Annotated in this window: 11 protein-coding genes; all 11 read right to left on the bottom strand. The window is 61.0% G+C overall.

From position 1 onward, the window contains the following. Positions 1-20: 20 nt before the first annotated feature. Positions 21-542 (bottom strand): hypothetical protein, encoded by a 522-nt coding sequence (locus ACIREA_RS03160; RefSeq protein ID WP_397380467.1) that lies wholly within the window; start codon positions 540-542, stop codon positions 21-23. A 133-nt stretch (positions 543-675) separates the two neighbouring features. After that, complete coding sequence (locus ACIREA_RS03155; protein ID WP_397380465.1) at positions 676-1,203, bottom strand: hypothetical protein; 528 nt, start codon at positions 1,201-1,203, stop codon at positions 676-678. Positions 1,204-1,485: 282 nt separating this feature from the next. Then, positions 1,486-3,270 (bottom strand): tetratricopeptide repeat protein, encoded by a 1,785-nt coding sequence (locus ACIREA_RS03150; protein ID WP_397380463.1) that lies wholly within the window; start codon positions 3,268-3,270, stop codon positions 1,486-1,488. A 26-nt stretch (positions 3,271-3,296) separates the two neighbouring features. Next, a complete protein-coding gene (locus tag ACIREA_RS03145; protein ID WP_397380461.1) occupies positions 3,297-14,846 on the bottom strand; it encodes a filamentous haemagglutinin family protein in 11,550 nt (3,849 codons plus the stop codon). A gap of 11 nt (positions 14,847-14,857) precedes the next feature. Next, entirely contained in the window at positions 14,858-15,757 is a 900-nt protein-coding gene (locus ACIREA_RS03140) for a peptidylprolyl isomerase (protein ID WP_397380459.1), read from the bottom strand. 16 nt (positions 15,758-15,773) lie between these two features. Then, complete coding sequence (locus ACIREA_RS03135) at positions 15,774-16,481, bottom strand: hypothetical protein (protein ID WP_397380457.1); 708 nt, start codon at positions 16,479-16,481, stop codon at positions 15,774-15,776. A 2-nt stretch (positions 16,482-16,483) separates the two neighbouring features. Then, on the bottom strand, positions 16,484-18,466 hold the full coding sequence (locus tag ACIREA_RS03130; RefSeq protein WP_397380455.1) for a putative porin: 1,983 nt from the start codon (positions 18,464-18,466) through the stop codon (positions 16,484-16,486). Between the two features lie 29 nt (positions 18,467-18,495). Continuing rightward, on the bottom strand, positions 18,496-19,194 hold the full coding sequence (locus ACIREA_RS03125) for a TonB C-terminal domain-containing protein (RefSeq protein ID WP_397380453.1): 699 nt from the start codon (positions 19,192-19,194) through the stop codon (positions 18,496-18,498). Between the two features lie 22 nt (positions 19,195-19,216). Continuing rightward, positions 19,217-19,618 (bottom strand): ExbD/TolR family protein, encoded by a 402-nt coding sequence (locus tag ACIREA_RS03120; protein ID WP_397380451.1) that lies wholly within the window; start codon positions 19,616-19,618, stop codon positions 19,217-19,219. Between the two features lie 12 nt (positions 19,619-19,630). After that, on the bottom strand, positions 19,631-21,499 hold the full coding sequence (locus ACIREA_RS03115; RefSeq protein WP_397380449.1) for a DUF2341 domain-containing protein: 1,869 nt from the start codon (positions 21,497-21,499) through the stop codon (positions 19,631-19,633). A gap of 50 nt (positions 21,500-21,549) precedes the next feature. Next, positions 21,550-23,250, bottom strand: a complete 1,701-nt coding sequence (locus tag ACIREA_RS03110) for a ShlB/FhaC/HecB family hemolysin secretion/activation protein (protein ID WP_397380447.1) — start codon at positions 23,248-23,250, stop codon at positions 21,550-21,552. Positions 23,251-23,290 lie beyond the last annotated feature (40 nt).

Genomic DNA, 23,290 nt, shown 5'->3' with positions numbered 1-23,290 from the left:
GGTAGAAGGAGGGTGAAGAGTTAAGATTTGATCGGGCTGCCGCTGCTGCCTTTGAGTTCCCAGACGTACTGGCCCTTGTCATTCACCTCCTTGACGATCTTGAAGAGATACACCCGCGGGGCCAGGTCGTCCGCGTCCTTGGCCTCAGGGGCCAACTTTGCGTCCAGGGCGATCGCTGCCTTGGCGGCTTTTTCCAGCGCGCTGATCACCGCCTTCGGCACCGCCGTGCCATCTCCGTTGGATTCCGCGCCCGTGAGGATGCCATCTTCAAACGTGAGCGATCCCTCCACCGATGCCAGAAACTGGTAGGGCTTCACCTGTCGCTTCTTCGTCAGGTCCGGCATGTACTTGAGCTCTGAGTTCAGCCCGCCTTTGTTGTCCGTATAAACCAGCAGATAGGGTGAGGAGTCATAGTACCGGAAGCCCGTCGCGCTCCAGTCCTGCTCTTCCGTGAGACTGCGCCCGCTCAGGCCCGCGCACGCGCTCAGCAGCAGAGCCAGACTGGAGAGTCCCGCTCGTATCAGCATGGCTGCGGCAGGCATGCCGTGCCGCTCCAGGCACGCAGGTGTCGTCAAAGAATGCCGGAGGGCAGGGCAGGGGGGATGGTCGTCGTGGGATGTGTTCATGAGAAAAAAGTCATTGGAAGAGCGCTGCTTTTCACGGAGATCACACGGTCTAGCCACCAGCCTTGATTTTCTCCGTTTCGGCCCGCGCTTTTTCAGCCTCGGCCTGCGCCTTCTCCGTATCCGCACGCGCCTTCTCTGCGGTAGCCTTCAGCTTGTCCGCCCGCGCCGCCGTCATCTTGTCATCGCTGTCCTTGATGCTCTTCACCTTCAGCAGATATTCCAGCACCGTGTTCCACAGACTCGACCCACCACTGGCAAAAAATCCCAGCGCCACGATGATCAGCGTTTGGTCGCCGCCGCTGTTAAAAAGTGCGGTGTAATTCTTCAGTACCGGACTGGCCAGCAGCGCAGTCACGATGCCGCAGACGACCGCCAGGATGTGGATCCGCGCCTTGCGCCGTGTCTCCATCCGGGTCGCCGCAACCACCTCCGCTGCCGGCGCTCCAGCCGCTGGCATCACGACCTCTTGAAACCATGAAGGTAGCACAAAAGCCTTCACAATTTCGACGAGCCTTTCAGAGGCGACACTGATGGCCGACAGCAGCGTGACAATCGCGATTAGATCGGTGAGTATCATTCCACCATTTTTGTAAATAAGCCGCATTACTTCAAGGCTTATAATATTTACATAAAAGCAATGCTTAAATGCATGCTGTCATTAGCATTGAAACTAATGCACTTAGCGCCCTCGAAAATTTTTCTTCCGGCTAGGTGCTTCCGAGAAATCCATCCTGGATTTGCCACACAACCATGAGCTCCCTGAGACACCCCATGCCAGCCCAGCTCCCTCAACGCCACCAAGCTTGCAGGACCGGCGAAGCCAAACTTGAAACCTTAAACTTGAAACCCTCTCAGTCTCTCACAGCGCCCTCATCAAAAACACCTTCTCCTCCTCCAGCAGCAGCGCCCCCGGAATCTTCTCCGCCATCACAAACGCGCGGTCCGCCTTGCCCACCAGAGACAGCAGCCCCGCAGCCACAGCACGCGGTCCGGGGGAAAGGCTCTCGCCGCGGGGCAGGGAAGCCAGATGCTTCGCCATCCCCTCACGATCTCCCAGCCGGTATGCAGACAGCGCCAGCAGCAGCGGCGGCGGGATCCGCTCCAGCGTCACACTCACCGCCCCCTTCGCCTCAGTCTCCGTCATCAGCGCCTTCACATCCACCGTCTCCATCTCCACCCCCAGCACCAGCCGCAGGTACACAAACCGGTCCGCAAACACCGCGCTGCTCGGGCTCATCACATGCAGCCTGCGTGACACCTCCAGCAGCGTCTCCGTGTCCTTCGCACGCAGCGCCAGCTCCACGCTCTTTTGCAGGTTCTGCAGCGCCGCCTCGCTCGCATTGTTCTCCGCCGATCTCATCCCCGCCGCCTTGTACGCCTGGCAGGCCACATCCGCAAAATTCAGCTTTTCCGCCAGTTGCGCCGCCACTTGCAGCGTTGCCACATCACCCGCCTGCGCCGCATTGATCACCGTCCCCTGCAAAATGCGGCGAGACTCCCGCATGTCCGGCTGCACATGGCTCAGCACCTCCGCCATCGCCAGATCCAGCAGCGTCGCAGACACCGGCGGGTTCGGAATTTTGAGCACCCCCTGCAGCTCCTCCCAGCGCTCTGCCTGAGACAGCGTCTGCACCAGGATCGGGTACAGCTCGCGCGACTGCGCCGCCAGATCCTTCGGCACCAGCTTCAGCACCTGATCATTAAACTTCCCCCGCATCAGCCAGTAGGCTATGTCCTCCAGCCGGCCATTCTTCGTCTCCGTGAATCGCCTCACCTCCGCCTCCGCCAGCTCCGCACGCCTTTCTGGCTGCAGCCTCATCTGCGCAGACACCACCAGCAGCCGCGCCCCCATCGCCTGCAGCGGGTGCTTCTCCTCCAGCTCCATCAGACGGTTCGCCTGCGGCTGCGTCAGCCCCCGGCTGGCCGCCAGTTGCAGGATCGCATCCATCCCCGTCTGCGTGCTCAGCTCCGCCAGCTGCCACAGCTGCTTCTGCGCCTGGTTTTGAACCTCCACAAAGTGGCTGCCCAGATCCGCCACCGCCGCCTTCATCTGCGTCTCAGGCGTCGCCTCCGCCTTGCTCAGCACCACCGCACGTTGCTCAATCTCCGCCGCCTCTTTCGTGTGCCCCTCCGCGTTCAGAATGCTCGAAAGCAGCTCCAGCCCCGGCTGCTGCGTGCTCTGCTTCAGCGGCAGCTTCTCATAAACCTCGCGCGCATCTTTCGTCTTCCCGCTGCTGATCAGTGCGCGCCCCAGCGTCAGCTCCTCCTCCGCCGTCAGAGGCCGCTTTAGCTTCAGCTTCTGCAGATACTGCGCCAGTCCCCCAGGGTCAGAGCCCGTCGCCTTCAGAAAAGCCACCATCGCCAGCATCACCTCTTCATCCTCCGGCGCCCGCTGGCGTGCCAGCGTCACCGCCTGGTGCGCCTTCACCCAGTCCTTCGCCGCCGTCGCCTGCAGCGCCTCCTTCGCATTCCGCCGCGCCAGCACCCCGCGCACCGCCGTCGCCATCGGGTGCCAGGCAAACAAGCATACGATCAGCAGCACGAACGCCCCGATCACCAGCAGCGAAAACTTCCCGATCCGCTCCCTCGGCGGTATCTGATCAGGGATCTTCTTCTGCGAATCGGAATCAAATTGGAAAGCCATGATCTTGGGAGTTGCGTCGGGTCACATTACTCACCCGGCTGGTCATTTCTACGTTTACGTTCATCTTCTCCACCATCGCCACCACCGTAGCCAATCACTTGCACCGTGATGAACGAGGGCTGGTCCTGTCCCAGCGCCTGCTCCTGCTTGTCATCCTTAGGTGCCTGGCTGTTCGCCGCCGAAGTCCCCGCCGCCGCGCTCGAAGAAGCCGCCGCCAGCCCGCCCAGGCTCGGTGCCGCCACCGAAGGCGCCGCAGGCGTACCCCCGCTCGTCCCGCCCACCGAAATGTTCGCCGAATTCAGCACGATCGTCGCCGCGATGTTCAGGTTCCCCGTCGCACGAATCCCCGCATCACCAGCATCCACCGCACCGATCGGCGCGATCAAGTCCACGTTCCCTGGAGCCACACCCAGCACTGTCGCCAGCACCCCGATGCCACCACCCGTCGCCAGACCCGCAAGGTCCGTCGCCACATTCGCGCTCTGCGGATCAATCAACACCCGCGTCGGCGGTGCCGACTGCACCGTCTTCGACGAAGTCCCCGCCGCGATATCCCCCGTGGAAGACCAGATCATGATGTCCCCACCTTTGAGCGTGAAAATACGCGAGATGCCGATGTCCACGCTGTTGCTCGCAAAAATGTTGATGCTTCCGCCCCCTTCCGTGATGATCCCCGGCGGTGCCAGCGTGCTGCCGATCGTCGTCGCGGCCAGCTGCAGCCCGCCTTGCGGTGCCAGAATGCTGATGTCCCCGCCGCTCTTCGTGCGGATGTCACGCGCCTGCGTCTGGATGCTGCCACTGGTCGTCGTCGGGAACAGCTTCGAAATGGCCGCATACCCTTCGGTGTAAGTCCCCGCATTCGGGCTGTCCGGGTCATTGTGGTCACGCCCCGCATCACGCAGCGCCAGGTAGAAGACCGCCATCGCCAGCTGCTTCTGCTCGTCCGCCGTCAGCAGCGGGTCATTCAGATTGACCGAAGGCACTCCCAGGATCTCCGCCAGCTCCGCGAGATAGCGCGCGCCTGCGGCCGTCGTGGAAATGTAAGTGATGAACGCCCCAAAGTCAGGCATCCCACCGCCGATGCCCACCGCCGCCGCTCCCATGCCTGCTCCCACAATCACATCCGCACCCGCAAACGGCAGATAGGGATTGCGCCCGTTGCCGATGCTCGTGATCCCCACGCCCGTGCCGTCAGAATTGTTGGAGCCCGTGCCCAGATTCAGATTCCGCCCCGCCAGCACCTGCAGCGTCCCCGGTCCGCTGATCTGGATGTCTCCCGCCAGCGGAACTTCATTGTTGGCCGTGAGGTTGCCGGTTTTGACCGCCAGTGCTCGCAAGGCGGAGTTGGCGTTGTAGGCAATCACATCCCTTCCGCTCGAAACGGTTGTGACATCACCGGCACGCGAATTTTGAATGTAGAAGGCGATGTCAGTGATGTCTGTTTGAGCCAGAATGGTCGCAAATTTGGGCGAATACAAAGTCAGACCCGAGATGTCACCCTTGGCCGCATAAAATCGCACAGGACTGGCATCATTCGCATGCAGCAAGCCAGGAGCGTGGAGGGTTTGCTTGACCTGGGACGAAGCGTAGGTGCCCGTGGTTGAACCCGATTCGGCAAACACCGCATCAAGCGATCTCAAGAAAGTGGAGGTGGTCACCCGGGCCGCCGAATTGGTTTCGGGATTGAGCGGATTGTAGTAGGTCTGGTAGTAGGCAAACGGGGTCAACACACCAGGAATCGAGGCCGGATTCGCATCTGAAACATTGATCGAGGCGGAGCCCCAGACGGTGGTCTGCTTGCCCACGATGATCGAATTGGATACACCGGTCGGCGTCAATCCATTGATGGACCCTGCGGCAAGGATTTCAACCGTGCCTGTGGCGGAGGGGGACAAGTTCATGCGGCCGGTCAGGTTGATGTCTCCCGAGTAGGCCGTGGCACGCAGAGTGCCGGGCATCAGCGTGGTGAGCGTGCTGAACGGATCCACATTGGTCTCCGCCAGCCGCAGCCAGGGCTGATAATTCGCTGCTGAGCTGGAAGAGAGCAGCAGCTCGTTGCGCATCCACAAGCTCAGAATGCTGCTGGGTGAGGTTTGAGTCGGCAGAGTGGTTGCCTCCCTGATCGTGATGTTACCCCCCAGGGAAGTTGCCGAAACACTGCTGTCAGCCGCATACGTGGAGAAGTAAGTCTTGTACCAGTGCTTGTTGTTGACCCCTTGCGGCAGCAAAAAGGTATTGGCCACGGGGCCCAGCAGCACATCACCCCGAGCGCTTACCTCAAAACTGCTCTTGCCAACAAATAAAGTCGTGGGCAGCCAGGTGGACTCTGGCAGAATGGTATTGGCCGCCGTCAGCCTCCCGAGGGATGGCGAGCGCGTCGCGTTGGTGGTGATCGCCCCGCCCGCCAGCAGCGTGCCGGAGCCGCGCTCCACATAATAAATGCCGCCGTCGATGTTGCGCCCCGCTGTGACCGTCACATCTCCACCGCCGAGCTCCTGCAGGTTCGCCGCACTCGGCGTGCCTCTGGCCGCACGCGCATTGGTCGGCGTATGCGCGCTGACATTCTGCACGTCACGACCCGCATTCAGCGTCACATTGCCGCCGCCCAGGGCCGCGATGCCATCAAAGAAATTGCTGAAGTCAACCCACCACGTGGTGGACGAAGCCTCGTCGTAGACGAACTGCACATAACCCACATCGGCGACCTCCGTCACGCCGTATTTGCCGGACGCATCCACATAGCCCCGCCGCATAAGCCAGTTGTTGGGCAGCTCGCGTTGCGAGTCCTGGATGAGATTGCCGCTGGCGTCTTTGGTAAGGTGCACAATGTCTGCCCCTGCCATCACGCTGACATTGCCGCCGGCCATGCTGTACTGTGCCGCATAAAACTGCTGGAATGCTCCCAGCGCGTTCTGGGTCGGAGCCTCGCTGACATCTGCAAAGGAGACAGTCGGCGCGACAAAATCATTCGCGGTGAAGACAGTGGTGATGCTCGGCACCGTCACGCCGGCAGAATAAATGGTGGCAAACTGATTGAGCAATTGCACATCCCTGCCAGCCGCAATTTCAATGTTTCCAGTGCCCGTGCGGATCACTTGAAAGCGGTTGGAGGCAGTCGGGTTGCCCGTGGTGGCGGTGTTGTTGCTTGGATTGATGGCCAGCCGCGTCAACGCGTTGGAGCCGGGCGAACTGTTGGCGCCCGAACTGGTCGGAATGGCCTGGCCGGCGTTTTTACCCAGCAGCAGTGAACCCGTGGTGGCACCCAAAGTGGCCAGCGCGGCCACATCACGGAAGTTCACCGAAGTGAAGTCCGCACCTGCTGCCAGGCGGTAGGACCAGGACTGCACATTCACAGGAAGCGCAGTGTTGAGGTCGGTCAATGTGGCCAGCCACATGCGCTCAACGATGCGCGTGTCACTCGTAGCGACAGTGAAGCCATCACTCAGAGCGTTGTAGAATTCCAGATTGCCGCTCGCACGCATGGTCAAAACCCCCGGCGCCTGTTTGGGCCCAAATCGGAAGTTGGCCAGATTCAAGTCATAGATCGCCGCCGAGCCCTGCCCGCTGCCAACATTGGCCACGCCGAGTGTGATATTGCCGCCACGATTGCTGATCTCGATGCCCGGCGCGATCACCACCACTCCCGCCCCCTGGCTCTCCAGTGCCATGATGCCTGCGTTACCGCTCACCAGATTGTTAAACATGGTGGTGTAGTTGTTCATCCAGGCTGTCGCATCACCCTTCAAACTCGTGCCGCTCGACGCATCAGCCTTGATCGTTACTCCCGCTAGATTCGTCAGCCCTGCCGCTCCGCCCTGAACGACCACATTGGCCTGGTTGAAATCATACAGCTTGTATCCCTCGATCAAAATGCTCGAAGGATCAATGATCGTGCCGTTGATCGGATTGATTTGAATGTAGTTGTTGATGGCTGTCGTCTGCGGTGCCCGCAGATGCAGAGTGCCGCTGAATTTACCCAGAGACGCACTCGAACCCGCCACCGTGCTGGTCACGCCGCCCACCACCACCTTGTCCTTGTTGGTGACGCTGAGATTGAGCGTGGATCCCGTGAGAATGCTCACGATGCCTGTGCCCACGACCCCATTGCGCTGTGTGCCGGACTCAAGATTGATTTCTCCTCCCTTGCCGGCACTGTCAAAGTCCGTCCCTTGCACGGTCAGCACGGCTCCCGAATTCAAAGTCACGTTGCCATTCGCGATCAAATCAATGCGCCCGCCAGTCTGCCCGGAGGCATTGATGGTGCCTTTGACTGTGATGGAACCCTGATCCACGCTCAGCAGGAAATGATGCGCATTGACCGCTTCAGAAATTGCCACGGTATCAATGACCACATCGCCGCTGCGGATGCGCAGATCTCGCACATTCGTGAACATCCCGCCGTTGAGTTTTTGATTGAGCGTGTCGAAGGAGGCAAGACGGCCGACATCGATATTGGCCGAGGCCGTCGTCCCGCCTGCACCCGCCTGACCCAGCAGTGTTCCGTTCAAGGTCAGAAGACCTGAAGACGCACCCACGGTGGGAGCGCTGACGCTGAACGTGCCGGCGTTGCCACCACCAGTGTTGGCGGCCACGTTGACCACGCTGCTCGCAGAAAGTGTGATGTTACCCAGATCGGCGGTCAGTGTGACCTGTCCGGCATCCGTGTAGCGCACCACATCAAAAAAGGTCCTCGCCACTCCGCCCGCATCCAGCAGTCCGCCAATCAGCAGATCACCCGTGAGTGCACGCATTGAAATCACACCGCTGGGCAGCAGGATGTCGGTGTCTGCTGTGAGTGTGCTGCCTTCAAAGGAAATCTTGGATCCCAGCCCAAGAGTGCCGGGAACCGGCTGCACACCAGCGGGGCGCGTCAATGTCAGCGCTCCATTCGCTGCAAACACCTGCGTGGCATTGCTGGCGGCGGTGAAGAAGGGCGTGATGGCATTCAGGTTTCCCAAGGCTCGGAACGAGCCCGTCCCCTGCATCAAAATGCCATTGGAGGCATTGAGCACCACATTGGAAAATTGATTCACCACCAAGGCATTTTGTCCGATGGTGATCTTGGCCGCAGTGACGTTCAGAGTGCCGGACAACGCTCCCGCAGTTCCTGCCGCAACGTTGGCGCTGTTGTCGAGCAGGATCGACTGCGCTGTTAAATTCACCGTGCCGCCGCCATTGTTAAAACCGCGAATTTCACCAGCATGCAGCGCCAGTGTTCCCGTGTTGGAGAACGTGCCTGTTCCGTAGAGGTCGATGGACGTGTAGCTCAGCAGTGACAGCGCAGTGGTGTTTTGCAGTCCGGCAAGAGTGGCGCCGCCGAGCACCAGACTGCCAGTGGTCTGCAATGCGCCGGGATCGGTCAGCAGCATGGAGATCCGGCCGCTGTTCAGATTGATCGCCGTGCCGGTCAGGCTGGTGATGCTGTTCAGGGAAGTGATGTTGCTGGAGTCCAGGGTGATGCTGGCACCACTGATCTGCACCCCGGCCTCCACGTTCAGTTGCGGCAGCGCTGAGGTGGTCACTCCCGTGCGTGATGTTTGCGCGGAAACCACGCCGCTGACGCGCACCAAGGAGCCGTTGCCGGCGACCACAAGTGTATCAGCAGCGGTCTGTGTGCCTGTCTGCGTGATCACCGCGCCCGCATCCAGTGTCACCGTCTGATTTGCCACCAGGATGATTTCCGTGCCGCTCAATGACACCCCGGCATCCAGCTTTAAGGTATTCGTGCGCACGGCCACTGTGGTGCTGCTCGTGCCATAAGTCCGTTCACCACCGATGAGCAGGCTCTCGGCATTCCAGCCGCTCAGGAGCGCAGAGTTCAGCACCAGCTTGTTGGCTTGCGCAGGTGCTCCGGGTGCCGCGATCACAATCTCCAACGGACTGCTGATGTCCACTCGGCCGCCACGTCCCGTGAGCATTCCGGCGGCGGTCAGATTGCCTTCCAGTTGCATGTTCTGCGTCGCGCCGATCAGCACATTGCCTGCGTCCAAGGGGCCGCGTGAAACTGGCAGGCTCAAACTCGCCTGGGAGGCTGAGATGAAACTCTGCGCCGAGTAATCGGTGTATTCCGCACGCAGCCTCACCACGCTCTGCGGGGTGATCTCAAACGATTGGTAAATGGCACCCGTCACCGTCGGATTCAAACTGTTGAAAAGGTACCCGTTCGCCAGCGCCGCGCCGTCCGGTTTCACCAAGGAATCGGCCGGTGTTCCCGAGTTCGGCGAGATCAGGAAAGCTCCGGGCAGCAATGCATAGCGTGCTGGCAGCAGCGTATAAGTCCCTGCCGCAATCAGAGAATTGCCTTTCAGATAGATCTGATCTCCCACATTCAGGCTGCTGTTCGTATAGCCGCTGTCGCCGCCCAGGTTGGCCACGTTTAATCCCGTCGTGGCAAAAGGGGCATACGGCGCAAAGGAGGAACTATAGCCGGGAATGATCGCAAACTTGCCCTCTGAATCAAGAATGTCCATCGTGCCACCATTGCCCTGCACCCAGCGGTAGCCGTACAATGTGCCACCGCCGCGGATGTCCAGTTCAGAGCCTGCTTCAGTCGTCACGCTGTTCGCAGAAATCCGGATCGTTTTGTCCGGCACGCCAATGCTGGTGATGTCCTGGCCCGTGGGATCAATCCAGTTCGTGCCGTCTTTGATGATGCCATACGGAATGATGACACCGGCATTTGTCGTCGGGTCGATCGCCGACACGGAGGTCGTGCTGCCAGTCTTCAATGTGAGCTGCTGCGTCACGGGCGCGTTCAAATTCGTCACCAGCCCCTTGGGGGCCGTGCCTGTGCCATCCCAGCCCAGATGAATGCTGCCAAACGGAGCACGCAGGGTGCCGCCCTGCGTAATGGTGGATGCGTAGATGTTCAGTCTGCCGCCGCCAGACAGCGGGAAATCCGGCGTCTCACCAGAGGCCGCAATAGTAATGGAACCACTTCCTCCCGCATAATCATAGGCTGTGATCGTGAAGGTGGAGGCGGTCACCGGATAGACCTGCCCCGCAGTGATGGTCAGATGGCCCGCAATGTCCAGATAGCCGCTGCCACGCAGTTCCTGCCGTGCCGTCAGACTGGCCTCGCCGATCTTGCTCAACGACAGGAAACCGGTTTCGATCAAATCAGCCGTCACCTCCAGTTTGCCAGTGCCAAACGTCGGGCTGAACACACTGGGAATGAAACCGGAGCCTGGATTGATAACGTTGAATGGATTGATCAGTTCTTCATCACGCGTCGGCTGCTGCAGGGCTTTGCCCAGGGCAATATAAGGTGCGGTGAGGCGCACCAGGGCGTCTGCCGCCAGCACCCCCCCGTCCGCCACCTTCAGCTGGCCTCTCGCCGTCACATCCACCGCTCCACGGAACTCCACATTCCCTGCCAGCGTTAACGAATCAAAGCCGCCTTGCTGGAATGCATTGGCCCCGAAGTAGCCCATGCCCCGGATGCCTGCTCCCAGCGGCTGGCCCACCACTGCTTGACCAGGTGTAAACACCGGCTGGGTGAATGACGCTATATCCTGGGCCACCAGCAGGGTGATGTCCTTGTCATCATTGCTGGCGTCTTGATCAACAAACCGGTCAGACGCCACTACGAGGGTCCCGCCCTGTGCCTTGGCACCGCCCGCCTGGCCGATCAGCGTGGCCTGCGTAAAAAGAAAATCACTGCCTGTGAGTTGAATGAGACCGCCATTGCTGTCGACGCGCACTGCCACGGGCACGGCTCCCAGCACCATCTGCGAGACGGCGCTCCGCGGTGCCAGGTCGTTCCCTGCCTCCTGCGGCAGCAGATCCAGCACACTGCTCGTGCCGGAGACATCCAGCACTGCTCCGGCATCAGCAATGATGTTGCCTTCGACTTTGATCGTGCCACCAGCATAGACCGAACCCACGCGCCGGCCAAAGGGGTCCGCCAGCAGCACGGTTTTTCCGGCGGTGCTCACCCGGCTCGTTGCACCCAGATGCAGCGTGGTAAAGCCGACCGTCGGATTGTTGTTCTCTGGGAAACGACTCGCTCCCTTGAGCGTGACCACTCCTCCGGGCGCAACGATGCTTCCGTTCATTTCCACGGTTTGTCCATGCAGCGTGACACTGCCCAGCGCGTCGGTTTCAATCTGCGCCCCGGCTCCCATCACGATGTCGCCACGAATATTGAGCAAGGCGGTGACAAAGTCCTTCAGGCCGGGGGCTTCGAAGTCGAGCGTCGCCGTCTGGCGGTAGCCCTCAGGATTCACCACGATGGACGTGGTGATGGAGCTCGATCCTCCGGACTGATTAATCGCGGCCTGCAGGCTGCTCACCACCGGACGGATGATCGTGCCAGGAGCGATGAGCACGGCAGGTGCAAAAGCCTGCCCGACCGCAGGCGCTGTGCTGATGTCTGCTCCCAGTCCCGTGAGTTTAAACTGGCTGAAACCGCCGGCGCTGAAGAATTCCGGCTGGAGCACCAGGGTGTTCGCATACGTTGCTGTTCCTCCCACTTGAATGAGCGTTGCCTGCAGGGCAAGCGAGCCTCCGTTGGCACCTGAGTAACCTTTCAAGGTCGCTCCAAGTATGAGCTGACCGCCGAGCAGCGAGCCTATCAAGGGATCATTGCCTGCCTGAATCGAAATCGAACCAGCATTCCCGTAGGCGATGCTGTTGCTGGAGATCAGGCCGCCAGAGACATCCAGCACACCGCCTGCTGCGAGATCCGCCGTGTAGCTTTGAATATGGATGCTGCCGCCCTGGCTCGTGCTGACATAACCTTGCGTGCTCGCAATCCAATGCGGGACTGACAGGGGTGCCAGTGCATCCGAGCGGTCGTTAATCACCAGACCCGCTGTGCTTAGCACCGCAGACGCACCCAGTGTTACCTTGCCGCGTCCAGCATTCGGCGTGGGATGCACCGCGCTTGAGCCCAGGGCCGTCAGCCGGGCTGTTTCATAAGGGGAAATGTTGTAGGCGGTGAGACTGATCTGGCCGCCAGGCGCTGACAGCGTGCCTTGGATGTTGATGTTGGCGCCATAAAAAATGATGGTGCCCGTTGCTGGGGCATCAAGAGACACGCCGGCAGGCACCAGGATGTCACCGTCACTGTTGTTCACCAGCAGTGAACCAAATCCCTGCGTGGTCAGCAGATCGGGTGAAAGCAACACATTGTCACGACGCGCCTGAGGCAGCGCTGCGATGCCGCCACCGCTTGGAAAAGCGCCCACGGCGACCTGCGTCCCACTCGCGTTACTAAACTCCACGTCCGGGGGGGTCGGAGAATACAGCGGCAGTTTCTGCGGGTTTCGGCTCACCTGCTGGGCCTGAAATTTGATCGCCAGACTGCTTTGCTGCGGCGCTATTTCAAGCTGCTGGGGGCCAATGATGGTGTGCCCCGTCAATCTTCCATCCAGAGCCATGGACCCTGCCGCAATCTCCAGGCTGCCCCCTTTGCCACCATTGCTGTAAGCAGACTCGTAGTGGCTGTTGGTCGCGAAGATGCCGGTCGTGGTTTCGGAAGTGCCCCAGCGCGTGTCAACGACGGAGGTGCTCCCGGTGTAGATCCCGTCATAGGCTATGTTCGGATCAGCGTTGGCGATGTCGACCAGGTTGCCGCCTACCGCCAGTTGTGTGGTTGCCACCGTGCCACCGCCAAAGTCCTCATAGCCGCTGGAGACATTCACCACAGAACCATTTTGCATGACCACCGAGTCACCTGCGGTCAGGGTGACCGTGCCGCCTGCGGTGGTGAGCTGGCCCACCGTGCGTTCGATGACTGCCAGATAGCCCGTGAGGTTTGCCAGCGGGGTTCCTACCCAGGTCGTGCCGTCACTGCGCACTCCCTGCTTGCGCAAGTCCACCGTGATCGTGGCGCCGCGCAGGTTGCTGTTGCGCTGCAGCGCAGCATCCGCCAGCTCACTGCCTCGCAGCACGATCGACACGATGTATTGGGACAGCGTCGAGGAGACTGCCGTGGAGCCCGCCACGTCAATCACCGCTCCCTCATCCAGATACACCTGGCCACCCGCATGTACAAAATCCAGGTTGGTCGTTCCGGTCCGCATGTCGAGATCCCAGATCCCCGCGCTGATTGCCACGTTCGCATTGGGGGCCAGCAGGACTGAATTCTGCCCCAGGTAAATCCCCAGACCCTGCATGTTGATCTGAGATTTCAGCGCCAGCTCCGTGCCGACCACCTTGGTGTTGCTGGACCACTCCGGCAGGATCTGCATGACGGAGCCTTCACCCGCCTTCACAATGCCGGTGGATGTGCCGGACGGATAAACAAAAACTGGCCCAAAGCTTTTATTCGTCGGATTATAGTTGATGTTGGCCACCGCGTTGTAGTTCGCCAGCAGGTCAATCCGTCCGTTCAGCGCCACCGACGTGCTGCTGTCGATGAACCCGTTCTGGTTCACGTTTTTACCCGTGACCACCACGCTGCCTCGCGGGGCTTCGATCAGGCCCGCATTCGTCGCCGTGCCGCCATAGCTTCCCACATCGCCCACATAGACGTCCAGGCCGCGCAAAGAAGGATCATCCGAACTATGCGCGTCAAATCCCACCTGCATCCCTGCTGCAAGAATCGTCTGGCCGTCCGGAGTGCTGATGGTGCCGTTGTTCGTCACATTCGGCCCGATCAATGCCACACGCCCGCCCACATTGGCGGATGAGGTCGGAGCGGTGATCCGCGCTCCTGCTTGCACGGTGACGTTGCCAATGCGGTTCCCCGGGGTGTTGGGCCGTGCAGGGGGCGTGTAGGCCGGGGTTGGCCCCTTGCTGCCTGAAGACTGGGCGTTGGCCGAAAAGAGGAACTGCGAATCCGGATTGTTCAGCAGCCCGCGCGTCACCAGGTTGTCATTGAGCGGCAGCGCAGAAGCCACCATCGCATGCGTGTTCACCTCGCTCGCTCCGCCGAAGATGATCCCGTTTTGATTGATGAGGTACACCTGGCCCTGCGCCTCGATGGACCCCAGGATCTGCGTCGGATTGCCCGACGGATCCGTGACTTTGTTGAAGGCGATCCACGTCCCCGCATCCGCGCCGCCCGCGCTTTGGTCAAACTTCACCGTCGTGTCACTGCCCACGTTGAACGTGTTCCAGTTCAGCAGCGCCTGCTGCTGCGTCTGCTGGATCGTCACAATCGTGTGCGCGTTCTGCAGCGACTGCGTCGGCGCATTCGCTCCGGTGGGCGCACCATTGATGTCCAACCCGCCCACACCCAGTCCATTCGGTACGTCCGGCAAAGTCTGCCCGGGAAAGTTCGGGTTCGCTCCCGCATTCGTCGCGTTCGCCGCCGCTGCACGCGCGGCCTCCTGCATGGCGTTCACCGCTTCCAGCGCCATCGTGTTCCGGCTCAGCATGTCCTGCGCATTCGCATGCGCCTGCGCCGTCGCTGCGGCAGTGTCGATGGCGTTTGCCGCTCCCGGCGCTGTCGCAGCGGGCGTTCCGCCGCTGCCACCACCCGTGGCGATCCCGATGTTCGTGCTCAGCATGTCCGCGATCAGCGGCGTCGGTGCCAGTCCTGTCAGGACCACGAGCACATGCACCAGCAGCACATGCGCGTAAGAAAAGCGGTGGGGTTTCGAAAAAGTAAGGGGGAAAAGCTTCATAACGGGGGCAATCAAGGTTTCACGCCGGCATCAGTGGAGGGCGCGTTTTGCATGAGCTTAGACAGCGCGACCTCGTTGATAGCCACAGGGTGATTGTGCAACACTTCCGACACATACGACTGGATGTTGGCGCTGCTCTTCTCGGCCCGCATCCGCTGCGCCAGCTGCGCGCGCACCTGGTCAAAGATCGGCGTGAACGGCTCGCGCATGTCCATCACCTTGAGCAGATGCCACCCATCCTTGAGTCTTACCGGGGCGGAAATCGCGTTCACTTTGAGCTGCGGCAGCTGCGCCAGGATCTCAGGCTGGATCTGCTGCTCCCTCAGCCAGCCGATCTCCCCGTCGCGTGACGCGCTCTCCTTCTCCTCGCTCATCTCACGCGCCACCTGCGCAAAGCTCGCCGGGCTTTCCTTCAGCCGTTGCTGCACCGCCTTCAGCTTCTTCTCCGCACCGGATTCGTCGGCCACAAAAATCTGCGCCAGCCGGAACGACCTCGGCACCGTCAGCGCCGCACGTCCGTTTTCATACGCTGCCTTCAGCTCGGCCTCGCTCGGGTAGCCTTCCGGCGGCCGGTTCACCGCTTTCAAATAACTGTCCGTGATGGCCGCTTCACGCGTGTTCTTGATCAGCGTCTGCGTCTCCGGCTCCTCGTCCCACTTTTTGCTCAGTGCCTCCTGCAGGATCACCCGCTGCACCAGCAGCGATCTCACCAGCTTGGTCAGCGTGGCCGGGTCACGGGCCAGCGCTTCCTTCTCCACATCGCCCAGCTTGCCAAAGGACGCCAGCACCTCGCTCTGGTGCACCTCGGTCTCTCCGATGCTCCCAATCACCGGGTCGCTTTCTTCCGCCATTAAAAGGCTGTTCAAGCCGCAGCAAAGCAGCACGCAGGACCACAGGTTTGAGCGCATCATCATCATCATCATTATGTCAGCGTTTCGCGGGTGCCTGCACCTTGGCAGGGTCATCTTTCGGCGTTGGTTTCGCGCTGCTCTTCGGCGCCTCGTCAGGCTTGATCTTGCTGTCCACCAGCTTGTCGCCGTAGTCCTGCACCAGCGTTTCCAGCTTCACCCGCATGTTGCGTGTGAACGGCTCACGCGCGGTGATCGCCGTGCCCAGTCCAAAGCCCTCATACTTGGAGAGGATCTCGCTGCCCACCTTGAACAGCTCGTCGTTCTTGCGCTGATAATTCGCCACCTTGCGGTCCTGCAAAATCACCCTTGCCGACAGCTCCGCACGCTGCGCATCCACCTTCATCGCCGCCTGCTTGAGCTTCTCGTGCCCGGCCTTCCAGCTGGCCAGCGCCTCCTGCAGCTGCGCCTTCTCGCGCTCATCCGCCATCACCTTCGCCTTCAGTTCCGCGATGGCTTTGGCATCGGCGTCCTTCTGCGCGTTGCTGTCCTTGGCCAGCTTCTTGAAGTCAGCCTCCTGCTTCTTGACCTTCTCCTCCAGCTCCACGTTCGCAGCCTGCAGCGTCGCGCGCTCAGCCTCTGTTTTCTGCTGTAGAATCATGACGTTGCGCAGCTGGTCGCGCATGCGTTTCAGCACGGCCATGGCGGGGTCCGCCTCCTCGGCGGCGTGAGTGGCACCGGTCATGAGGCCGGCAAAAAGGATCAGGGATGCAATGCGTTGCTTCATAATTAAAATTTGGCATTAAGTTCAAGCCTCACGACGTCCGAGCGCAGCGTCGGCCCGGCGATCTGGGTGGCGGACATGTAGGTAAGGCGGATTGCAGTCGCTTTGGAAAGCGCCATGGCCGCACTCAACGTGTAGCCCTTAAAGTTCGTGCCGCCGCCGCCGAAGTTGGACTCCGTGAATCCATCAACCACGGAGTCAGACTCCACGTAGCGGTAGCCCACGCCCACGTTCCAGTCGCCACGTTCATTGAAGAGGGTGTAGGGCTTGCCCACGTTCACTCCCATGTACCACGCAGTGTCTCCACCTTCCCAGTTGCCCGTGCCGCCGCTGCGGTTGTTCACCACCGGGTCAGCCCGGTTCAGATTGCTCATCGCGGTCTGGTCGAGGCCCACGTTTTTCACAAACTCTCCCAGCAGGGACACCTGCAACGGCCTCATATGATTGAAGTCCAGCCGTCCCGACCAGGCGATCTGGCGGAACTTCGTGGCCAGACCGAAGTATTGATACTGGGCCACCGTCCCGTTCAAGTTGCCCCCGGGCAGTGCTCCTGCCGTCGGGGTGATGTTGCGGATCTTCCGGTACGTGTTGCCTTTCTGCGCAAACATCGGCCGGCTGTTGTCAGTGTCACCCACGTCGTTGACGGAGGCCGGGACGAACGGGCTGGAGAATCGACCTTCGATGTTCTCCCAGTCGTAATACGCGAGGCTCATTTTGCCCTCGATGTCATCGGTGACCTTGAACTCCACGCCAAACTGCGCGGCGAACAGGTACTTGTCGTAGCTCTGTGCCTTCGTCGTGCTGTTGTCGGGGAAGTTCAGCGCGGTGTTGAACACCGCGAACGCACCGCCGCTCACCCAAGTTTTGAAGTTCGAGTTCCACGTCTGGTCCAGTTTAAACGCGATGCCGTCCAGCGCCACGTCCCTGTCCCACATGATCTCACTCGAAGTCATGAACAGGTTGTCAAACCGGCCCAGCCAGAAAGCAATATGCGAGTCCTGCGACAGCGAGGCGTCGTATTTCACAAACGCACGGTCCAGCCACAGCTGATACTTCGAGAAGTTCCCACCCTGTCCCTGGCCCCCGGGACCTGCGGAGCCCAGCGCCTGGTTGGTGGACACCGGTGTGTTCGTCGTGCCCGTCGCAAAGCGGATGCCGGCGGTGAAGCCGTCCTCCAGATCAATGTCAAAGCCCAGACGCATGCGCAGCAGGTAGGTGTCACGGCTCTTGTCCACATTGAGCTGCGGTGGGATCAGACCATTGTTATCAGTCCCGAAATTGAACGGCTGTCCGCTGTTGATCGCGTTGAAGTTCGGGAAGGCGCCCGTCGTGCTGTCATTGCCATCGGCAAAATTGAACCCTTGGTACAGCGTGCGCACATCTCCAAACATCTTGAGGCGCTGCGTCCACTCCGGCATCGAACCCGGGGCGGCCCAATGCTGCGCCTGTGCCTGCGCGAAGACTTCCGTCCGCAGCTGGTCGCGGATCTGCGCCTTCACAGATTCAGGGATGTACGTCACGCGCACCTCCTCGGCGTCCGGCTGCACCGGCGGCATCGCGGTTTGGGCCGCCACCGCCGCCTGCGTTTCCGCCAGCGCCTGGGCCTGGGCCTTCGCAAAGGCCGCATCCTCTTCCGCGCCCTTGATCAAATCAGACGCCTCACCATGCGTGAGGATGCCCTTTTGCACCAGTCGGTTGATCAGGTTCAGCGTCACATTCTGCGACGGTGTCATCGCCTGCGGTGGCGCAGCATTCGGGTCCGGCAGCACCGGCACCGCTTCAGCGGGATCGGTCGAGATCGGCGCTGGAGTGCTTGAGGAAGTCGCCGTTGCAGCTGCGGTCGCAGGCGGCGCATTCTCAGCCAGCAGCGGTAGCGGCGCAGGCAGGGCGGGTTCCGCCGCAAACATCAATGATGGTTGCAGAGCTGCGAGGAGGGAGGCGGTGAAACAGGCGTACGTTCTTCGCCAGACTTGTTTTGGAGTGAGCATGGAGCAGGGAGAAAAAAGGGAAGGGGACTTCAGTTCGGTTTGCGTGCGGTGAGTCGCAGATTGATGGGCATGGGCATGTCATCCGGTGGTGGCTCGTTAAGGACCAGCCCTCTGAAGACTTCGTTCTCGATCGCGGAGTCCAGCTTGCTGTCGCCCGTCGTGCCCGTGAGCTTCACCCGCACGATGCGCCCGGTGTTGTCAGCCCAGATTTTGATCACGTTGGTAAATCCCGCGCTCTTGGTCACCGCGTTGTTGCGCAGCGCATCCGCCAGGCGGTTCTGCACCTGCCCGGCATAGGAGCCCCACTTGCTGCCGCCTCTGCCGCCGCCGCCGATCATGCCGCCGCCGCCACCACCGCCGCCGCCAAGGCCCAGCCCGCTGCCGTTGCCTCCGCCAATGGCCGTGCCCAGCGGTTCATCCGCAGGCTTGTCCATCGGTTTGTCCACCGGCTTGTCCACGACCTCTTCCGGCGCCTGCTCGATCATCTTTTCTTCCTTCTCCTCCGGCGGCGGCTCTTCCTTTTTAGGAGGCGGCGGCGGTGGTGGCGGCGGCGGGGGAGGCATGGAGATCGAAATCATCTCCATCTTCTTCTTCGGCGAAGCCTTCGAAGGCTTGTGGTTCATGTACATGTAGCCACCGCCTGCGAGCCCCAGCCCGCCGATAATCAGCAGCACGAGATACCGCCGGATGAATCCGGGCTCGTCGTCGTCGTTGTGATTGGTTGCCATGGTAGGGTAGAAAAATCGTTGCTTACTTCTTCGCCTGCGTCGCCAGCCCGATGTTCGTGAAGCCCGCGCGGCCCACCGCCGTCAGCACATCCATGACGGTCTGGTACTGCGTGCCGCTGTCTCCGCGCACGACGATCGGTGCGTCCGGCATCGCCGCCTTGATCGACTCCAGCTTGCTGGAAAGCTCATCAAGAGTCACCGCCGTCGCGTTCAGCTTGATGTTCCCCTGGTTGTCCACCGTCACCGCCTGCATCTTCGGTCCTTCGATCGGCTTGGATGTGGAGGGCCCGCCGCGTGGCAGGTTCACCTTCACACCCTGCACCCCGGCGGTCGTCATGATGATGAAGATCAGCAGCAGCACCAGGTAGAGGTCCACCATCGGCGTGACGTTGATGTCATCGTAGGATTTGTTGTCGGCGTCCATGAGAGTGTGCGGTTACTCCTTGTAGTGTTCGGCCATCTTCGTGACGAACTCGTCGATGAAGGTCTCCATGTTCGAGACCACATCCTTGATCCGTGAGCTCAGGTAGCTGTAGATAAACAGCGCCGGAATGGCCACCGCCAGACCCGCCACCGTCGCCAGCAGAGCACCCGCAATACCAGGAGCAATGGAGTTCACTTCCACCTCGCCGGATTTCGCAATGACGGCGAACGTGATCATAACCCCGATCACCGTTCCCAGCAGTCCCAGGTAAGGACCACCCGCGATGCCGATCGTCAGGAACACCAGCTTCCCGTTCAGCTTCTGCACCTCGCGCACCATGCCGCCATGCAGCGTCGCCTTGATCGCCTGGATCGAGCGCCCGGAAAGTCCCATCACCTTCGCCTCCTTCTTCTCCTGCGGATTGAAGGTCACCTGGCGGTAGGACTTCATGCGGTGGCTGATTTCATCCGCGCCCAGATGGTAGAGCTGATACAGCGGCGACTGCTTCATCAGCTTCTGCATTTTGCCACTCACATTGCCGCCAATGTTTTTAATGCTGTCGTTGTCTTCCGTGTCGATGGCGGTCAGGTCAGACGAAATCTTCTCCCAGCGCTTCATGAACTCCTTGGAGGCTTTCTCGATCGTGTTGAGATACATGATCTTCCCTGCGGCAATGATCCAGCCCACGATGGCCAGCAACGTGCAGAGAAAGATCACCACCCAGCCGTCAAACGTCAGGTCCTTTGAGATGTCCGTGATCAGCGAGACATGCTTCATGATCTCGCTCTCTTCCTCGTGGTCGGAGGCCTCGTCCTCACCCAGCGTGATCAGCTTGGCCGCATCCGCCGTCGTTCCCTGGTTCACCGCCGCAAAGCGCACGAAACCCGCAGGCCGCGCCGTCTTCGAAATCTGCAGTTCATCAATCTCACCCGTGTAACCCACGAAGCTCGCCGCCGCAGGAGACGTGTCCTTGTCGATCTCCACCGGACCCTTGAGCAGCGGCATCGCCGCCGTCAGCGCGCCATACGATTTGCCATCCACATACACCGTGATGGTTCCCGCATCCGCCACTGCCGCCACATGATGCCATGCACCCGCTGCAATGGGCGCACCCACGCTGCTGCGCTGCTTGTTCAGCTCCACAAACGGAATGCCGTTGTCCAGACCCAGGATGAAAGCGTTCGCACCCTCACGGCGGCTCAGGATCACTGCATTCGGCTGCAGTGCGGATGGCTTGACCCACGCAGACACCGTCAGCGGCGCACCCGGAGCCCATTCACCCAGCGGCGGGGCAGGGGCCTTGATCGCCGTCTGTCCAAACACACGCAGCCCGCCGCCGATCAGCGATCCCGCTGCCGGTGGTGGCGCACCTTCCGCATTCGCGCCCGTGGCCGAAGAATCCGTGCCCGCCTTCGAAGCATCCGCAAAGTGGTACACCAGCGTCGTGTTCGCATCATACGTTTCCTTGGCCGCCGCAGGCGCGGGTGCCTCCGTGTTGCCGTAATAGAGCCAGATGCTCGTCGCGCTCGCAGGCTTCAGGTCAGGCACCTGCACCCACACGTACGCCTCATTCAGCAAAGAGTCCCACTTTTCCACATGGTGCTTCAGCTCCGTCTTGTGGTCATCCGCCAGAAAGCGCAGATCGCTCCCGTCCTCCTTCGAGGACATGAAGCTGAACACCCCTTCGTGCAGGCGCACCAGCACTGCGGTCGTACCAATGGGTTCCGCAATCGCCACGCCCTTGCCGGTCGTGTCGATGTCGATCTTTTTGCGCGTGGGCCACTTCGCATCCCACCAGTTCGCTTCAGCAGCGGAGGCAAGTGAGGACGTGAGCGCCAGGGCAAGCAGCAGAGAAGTCAGGATGCGTGGTTTGCGGGACATGAAGCGTGAGGAGGGGCTGTGCATTGAGAGAGTGAAAAAAGGGGGGCGGCCTAGAAATCCATTCCGAGGCGGAAGAGGAGGAACAGGTCATGCGCCAGCGCGTTCGGCTGCGAGACCAGCGGCATCGCCAGATCCACCGATCCGGTGATGTGGTTCAAATAGCGGATGCGTGTGCCAAAGCCCGCGCTGGCCAGGTCATAGCTGCGCTTCTCCGCAGGCAGCGTCTTGTTCGTGTAAAGCTTGCCGCCTTCCAGGAAGGCATACACGCGCCACTGGTTCTCACGGTCCTTCGCCGTGCCGATGAAGTTCGGACTGCGAAACTCCAGCGAGCCAAAAATCCCCGAGTCCCCCAGCCGCGTTGCGACCTGATACCCGCGCGCGGTATTGTATCCACCACCCGAAGTCTGTTCCGTGTTGATCAGCGCATCCGGCGTCGCCTGCCCCTGCACCCGTGTGTAAATCTGGAAGCCCTGCGCCACATCATGCGTGTGGGAAAGATCCCCGCGGAAGTAGAAGAAGCTGTCCGTCGCCGCAAACCGCCGCGCCGCAAACTCCGTCTGCGATCCGCCCATCCCCATCAAATGCCACGTCAGCGCCGCATTGAATTCCGTGAACGTGTTGTCCGTCACGCGGCTCCCGCTGTAGGCCAGGTTGAAGGGGTAATACGCGATGGGGGAGGAAACCAGCGCGCCGCCCGCGTTCACATCCTGCACAAAGTTTTTGTAGTCGATGCCAAAGCTGATCGAGTGAAAGTACCCCTGCTTCGCCGGCAGCGTCTTCATCAGGCGAAAGCCCACGATCTGCCCCTTGCCGATCACCGTCGTCCCGCCCAGCGCCGCGATGTTGCTGTCCTGCACCGTGCCCGTCAGCATCACGCTCAGCCCTTCCACACTGTGCACCGGCGCCTGGTAAAACGCCGAATACACCGCGCTGTCCGTCATCCGTTCCGGAGCCACTTGAAAGCTCACGCCCAGCGTGTGGCCCATCTGCCACAGGTTGCTGTAGCTCAGCGATCCGCTCAGTCGCAGCGGCACCGTGTTCGCATTGTGCTGGTTGTTGATCTCCCAGCTCCCGTGCAGCGGCAGCTTGTCCTCCACATTCAGGTCGATGTCCACCGTCCCCGGCACCACGCCCGCGCGCAGCTCAGGAGTGATCTTCCGGTCACGCCAGCGGTTCAGCGCCACGATGTCCTTGCTGATCTCATTGAAGTTCGGCACCGTGCCCTCCTTCATCGAAGGCGCCATCTCCTTGATCTTGCTCGGCAGGAAATACCGCGCGCCCTTCACCCGCAGGCGGCCCACGGGCGTTTCTACCACTTCCAGGTAGATCACACCACGCGCACCCGTCTGCTGCGGCACCTGCACGCCCACGCTCTGGTAGCCCTTCGCCTTGTAAACTTTCTCCAGCGCCAAGCGCGCCCCCTCGATGTCCTGCTCCCCCCGGCCCGGCCCCATGAACGGATACACCGCCTCCTCGATCTCGATCGCCTTCAGGATCTTGTTCCCCCGCACGCGATACTCCCGCACATACAAATTCCCCAGCTGTGACACAGCCGTCGGAGCAGCCGCAGGCACCGCCGTGGCGGCAGTCTGGGCGGCAGTCTGGGCGGCAGTCTGGGACTCAGCCCTTGCAGGGCAGAAACCACTCAGCCCCGCCCCGCACAGCAGGGCGCAAAACCCACGGGAGATCTCCCGGATGTTCAGGCTGGCGGTGCTTGGTTTGAAGCTGGATTGAAAGATTGGGAGCGGCATTGACGCAGTATTCAGGACGCCTCCTTTTTCGTTCGACCCA

Origin of the sequence: Prosthecobacter sp., from assembly GCF_044373815.1 — a bacterium.
GTDB lineage: Bacteria > Verrucomicrobiota > Verrucomicrobiia > Verrucomicrobiales > Verrucomicrobiaceae > Prosthecobacter.
This window is presented reverse-complemented; position numbering and strand designations above follow the sequence as displayed.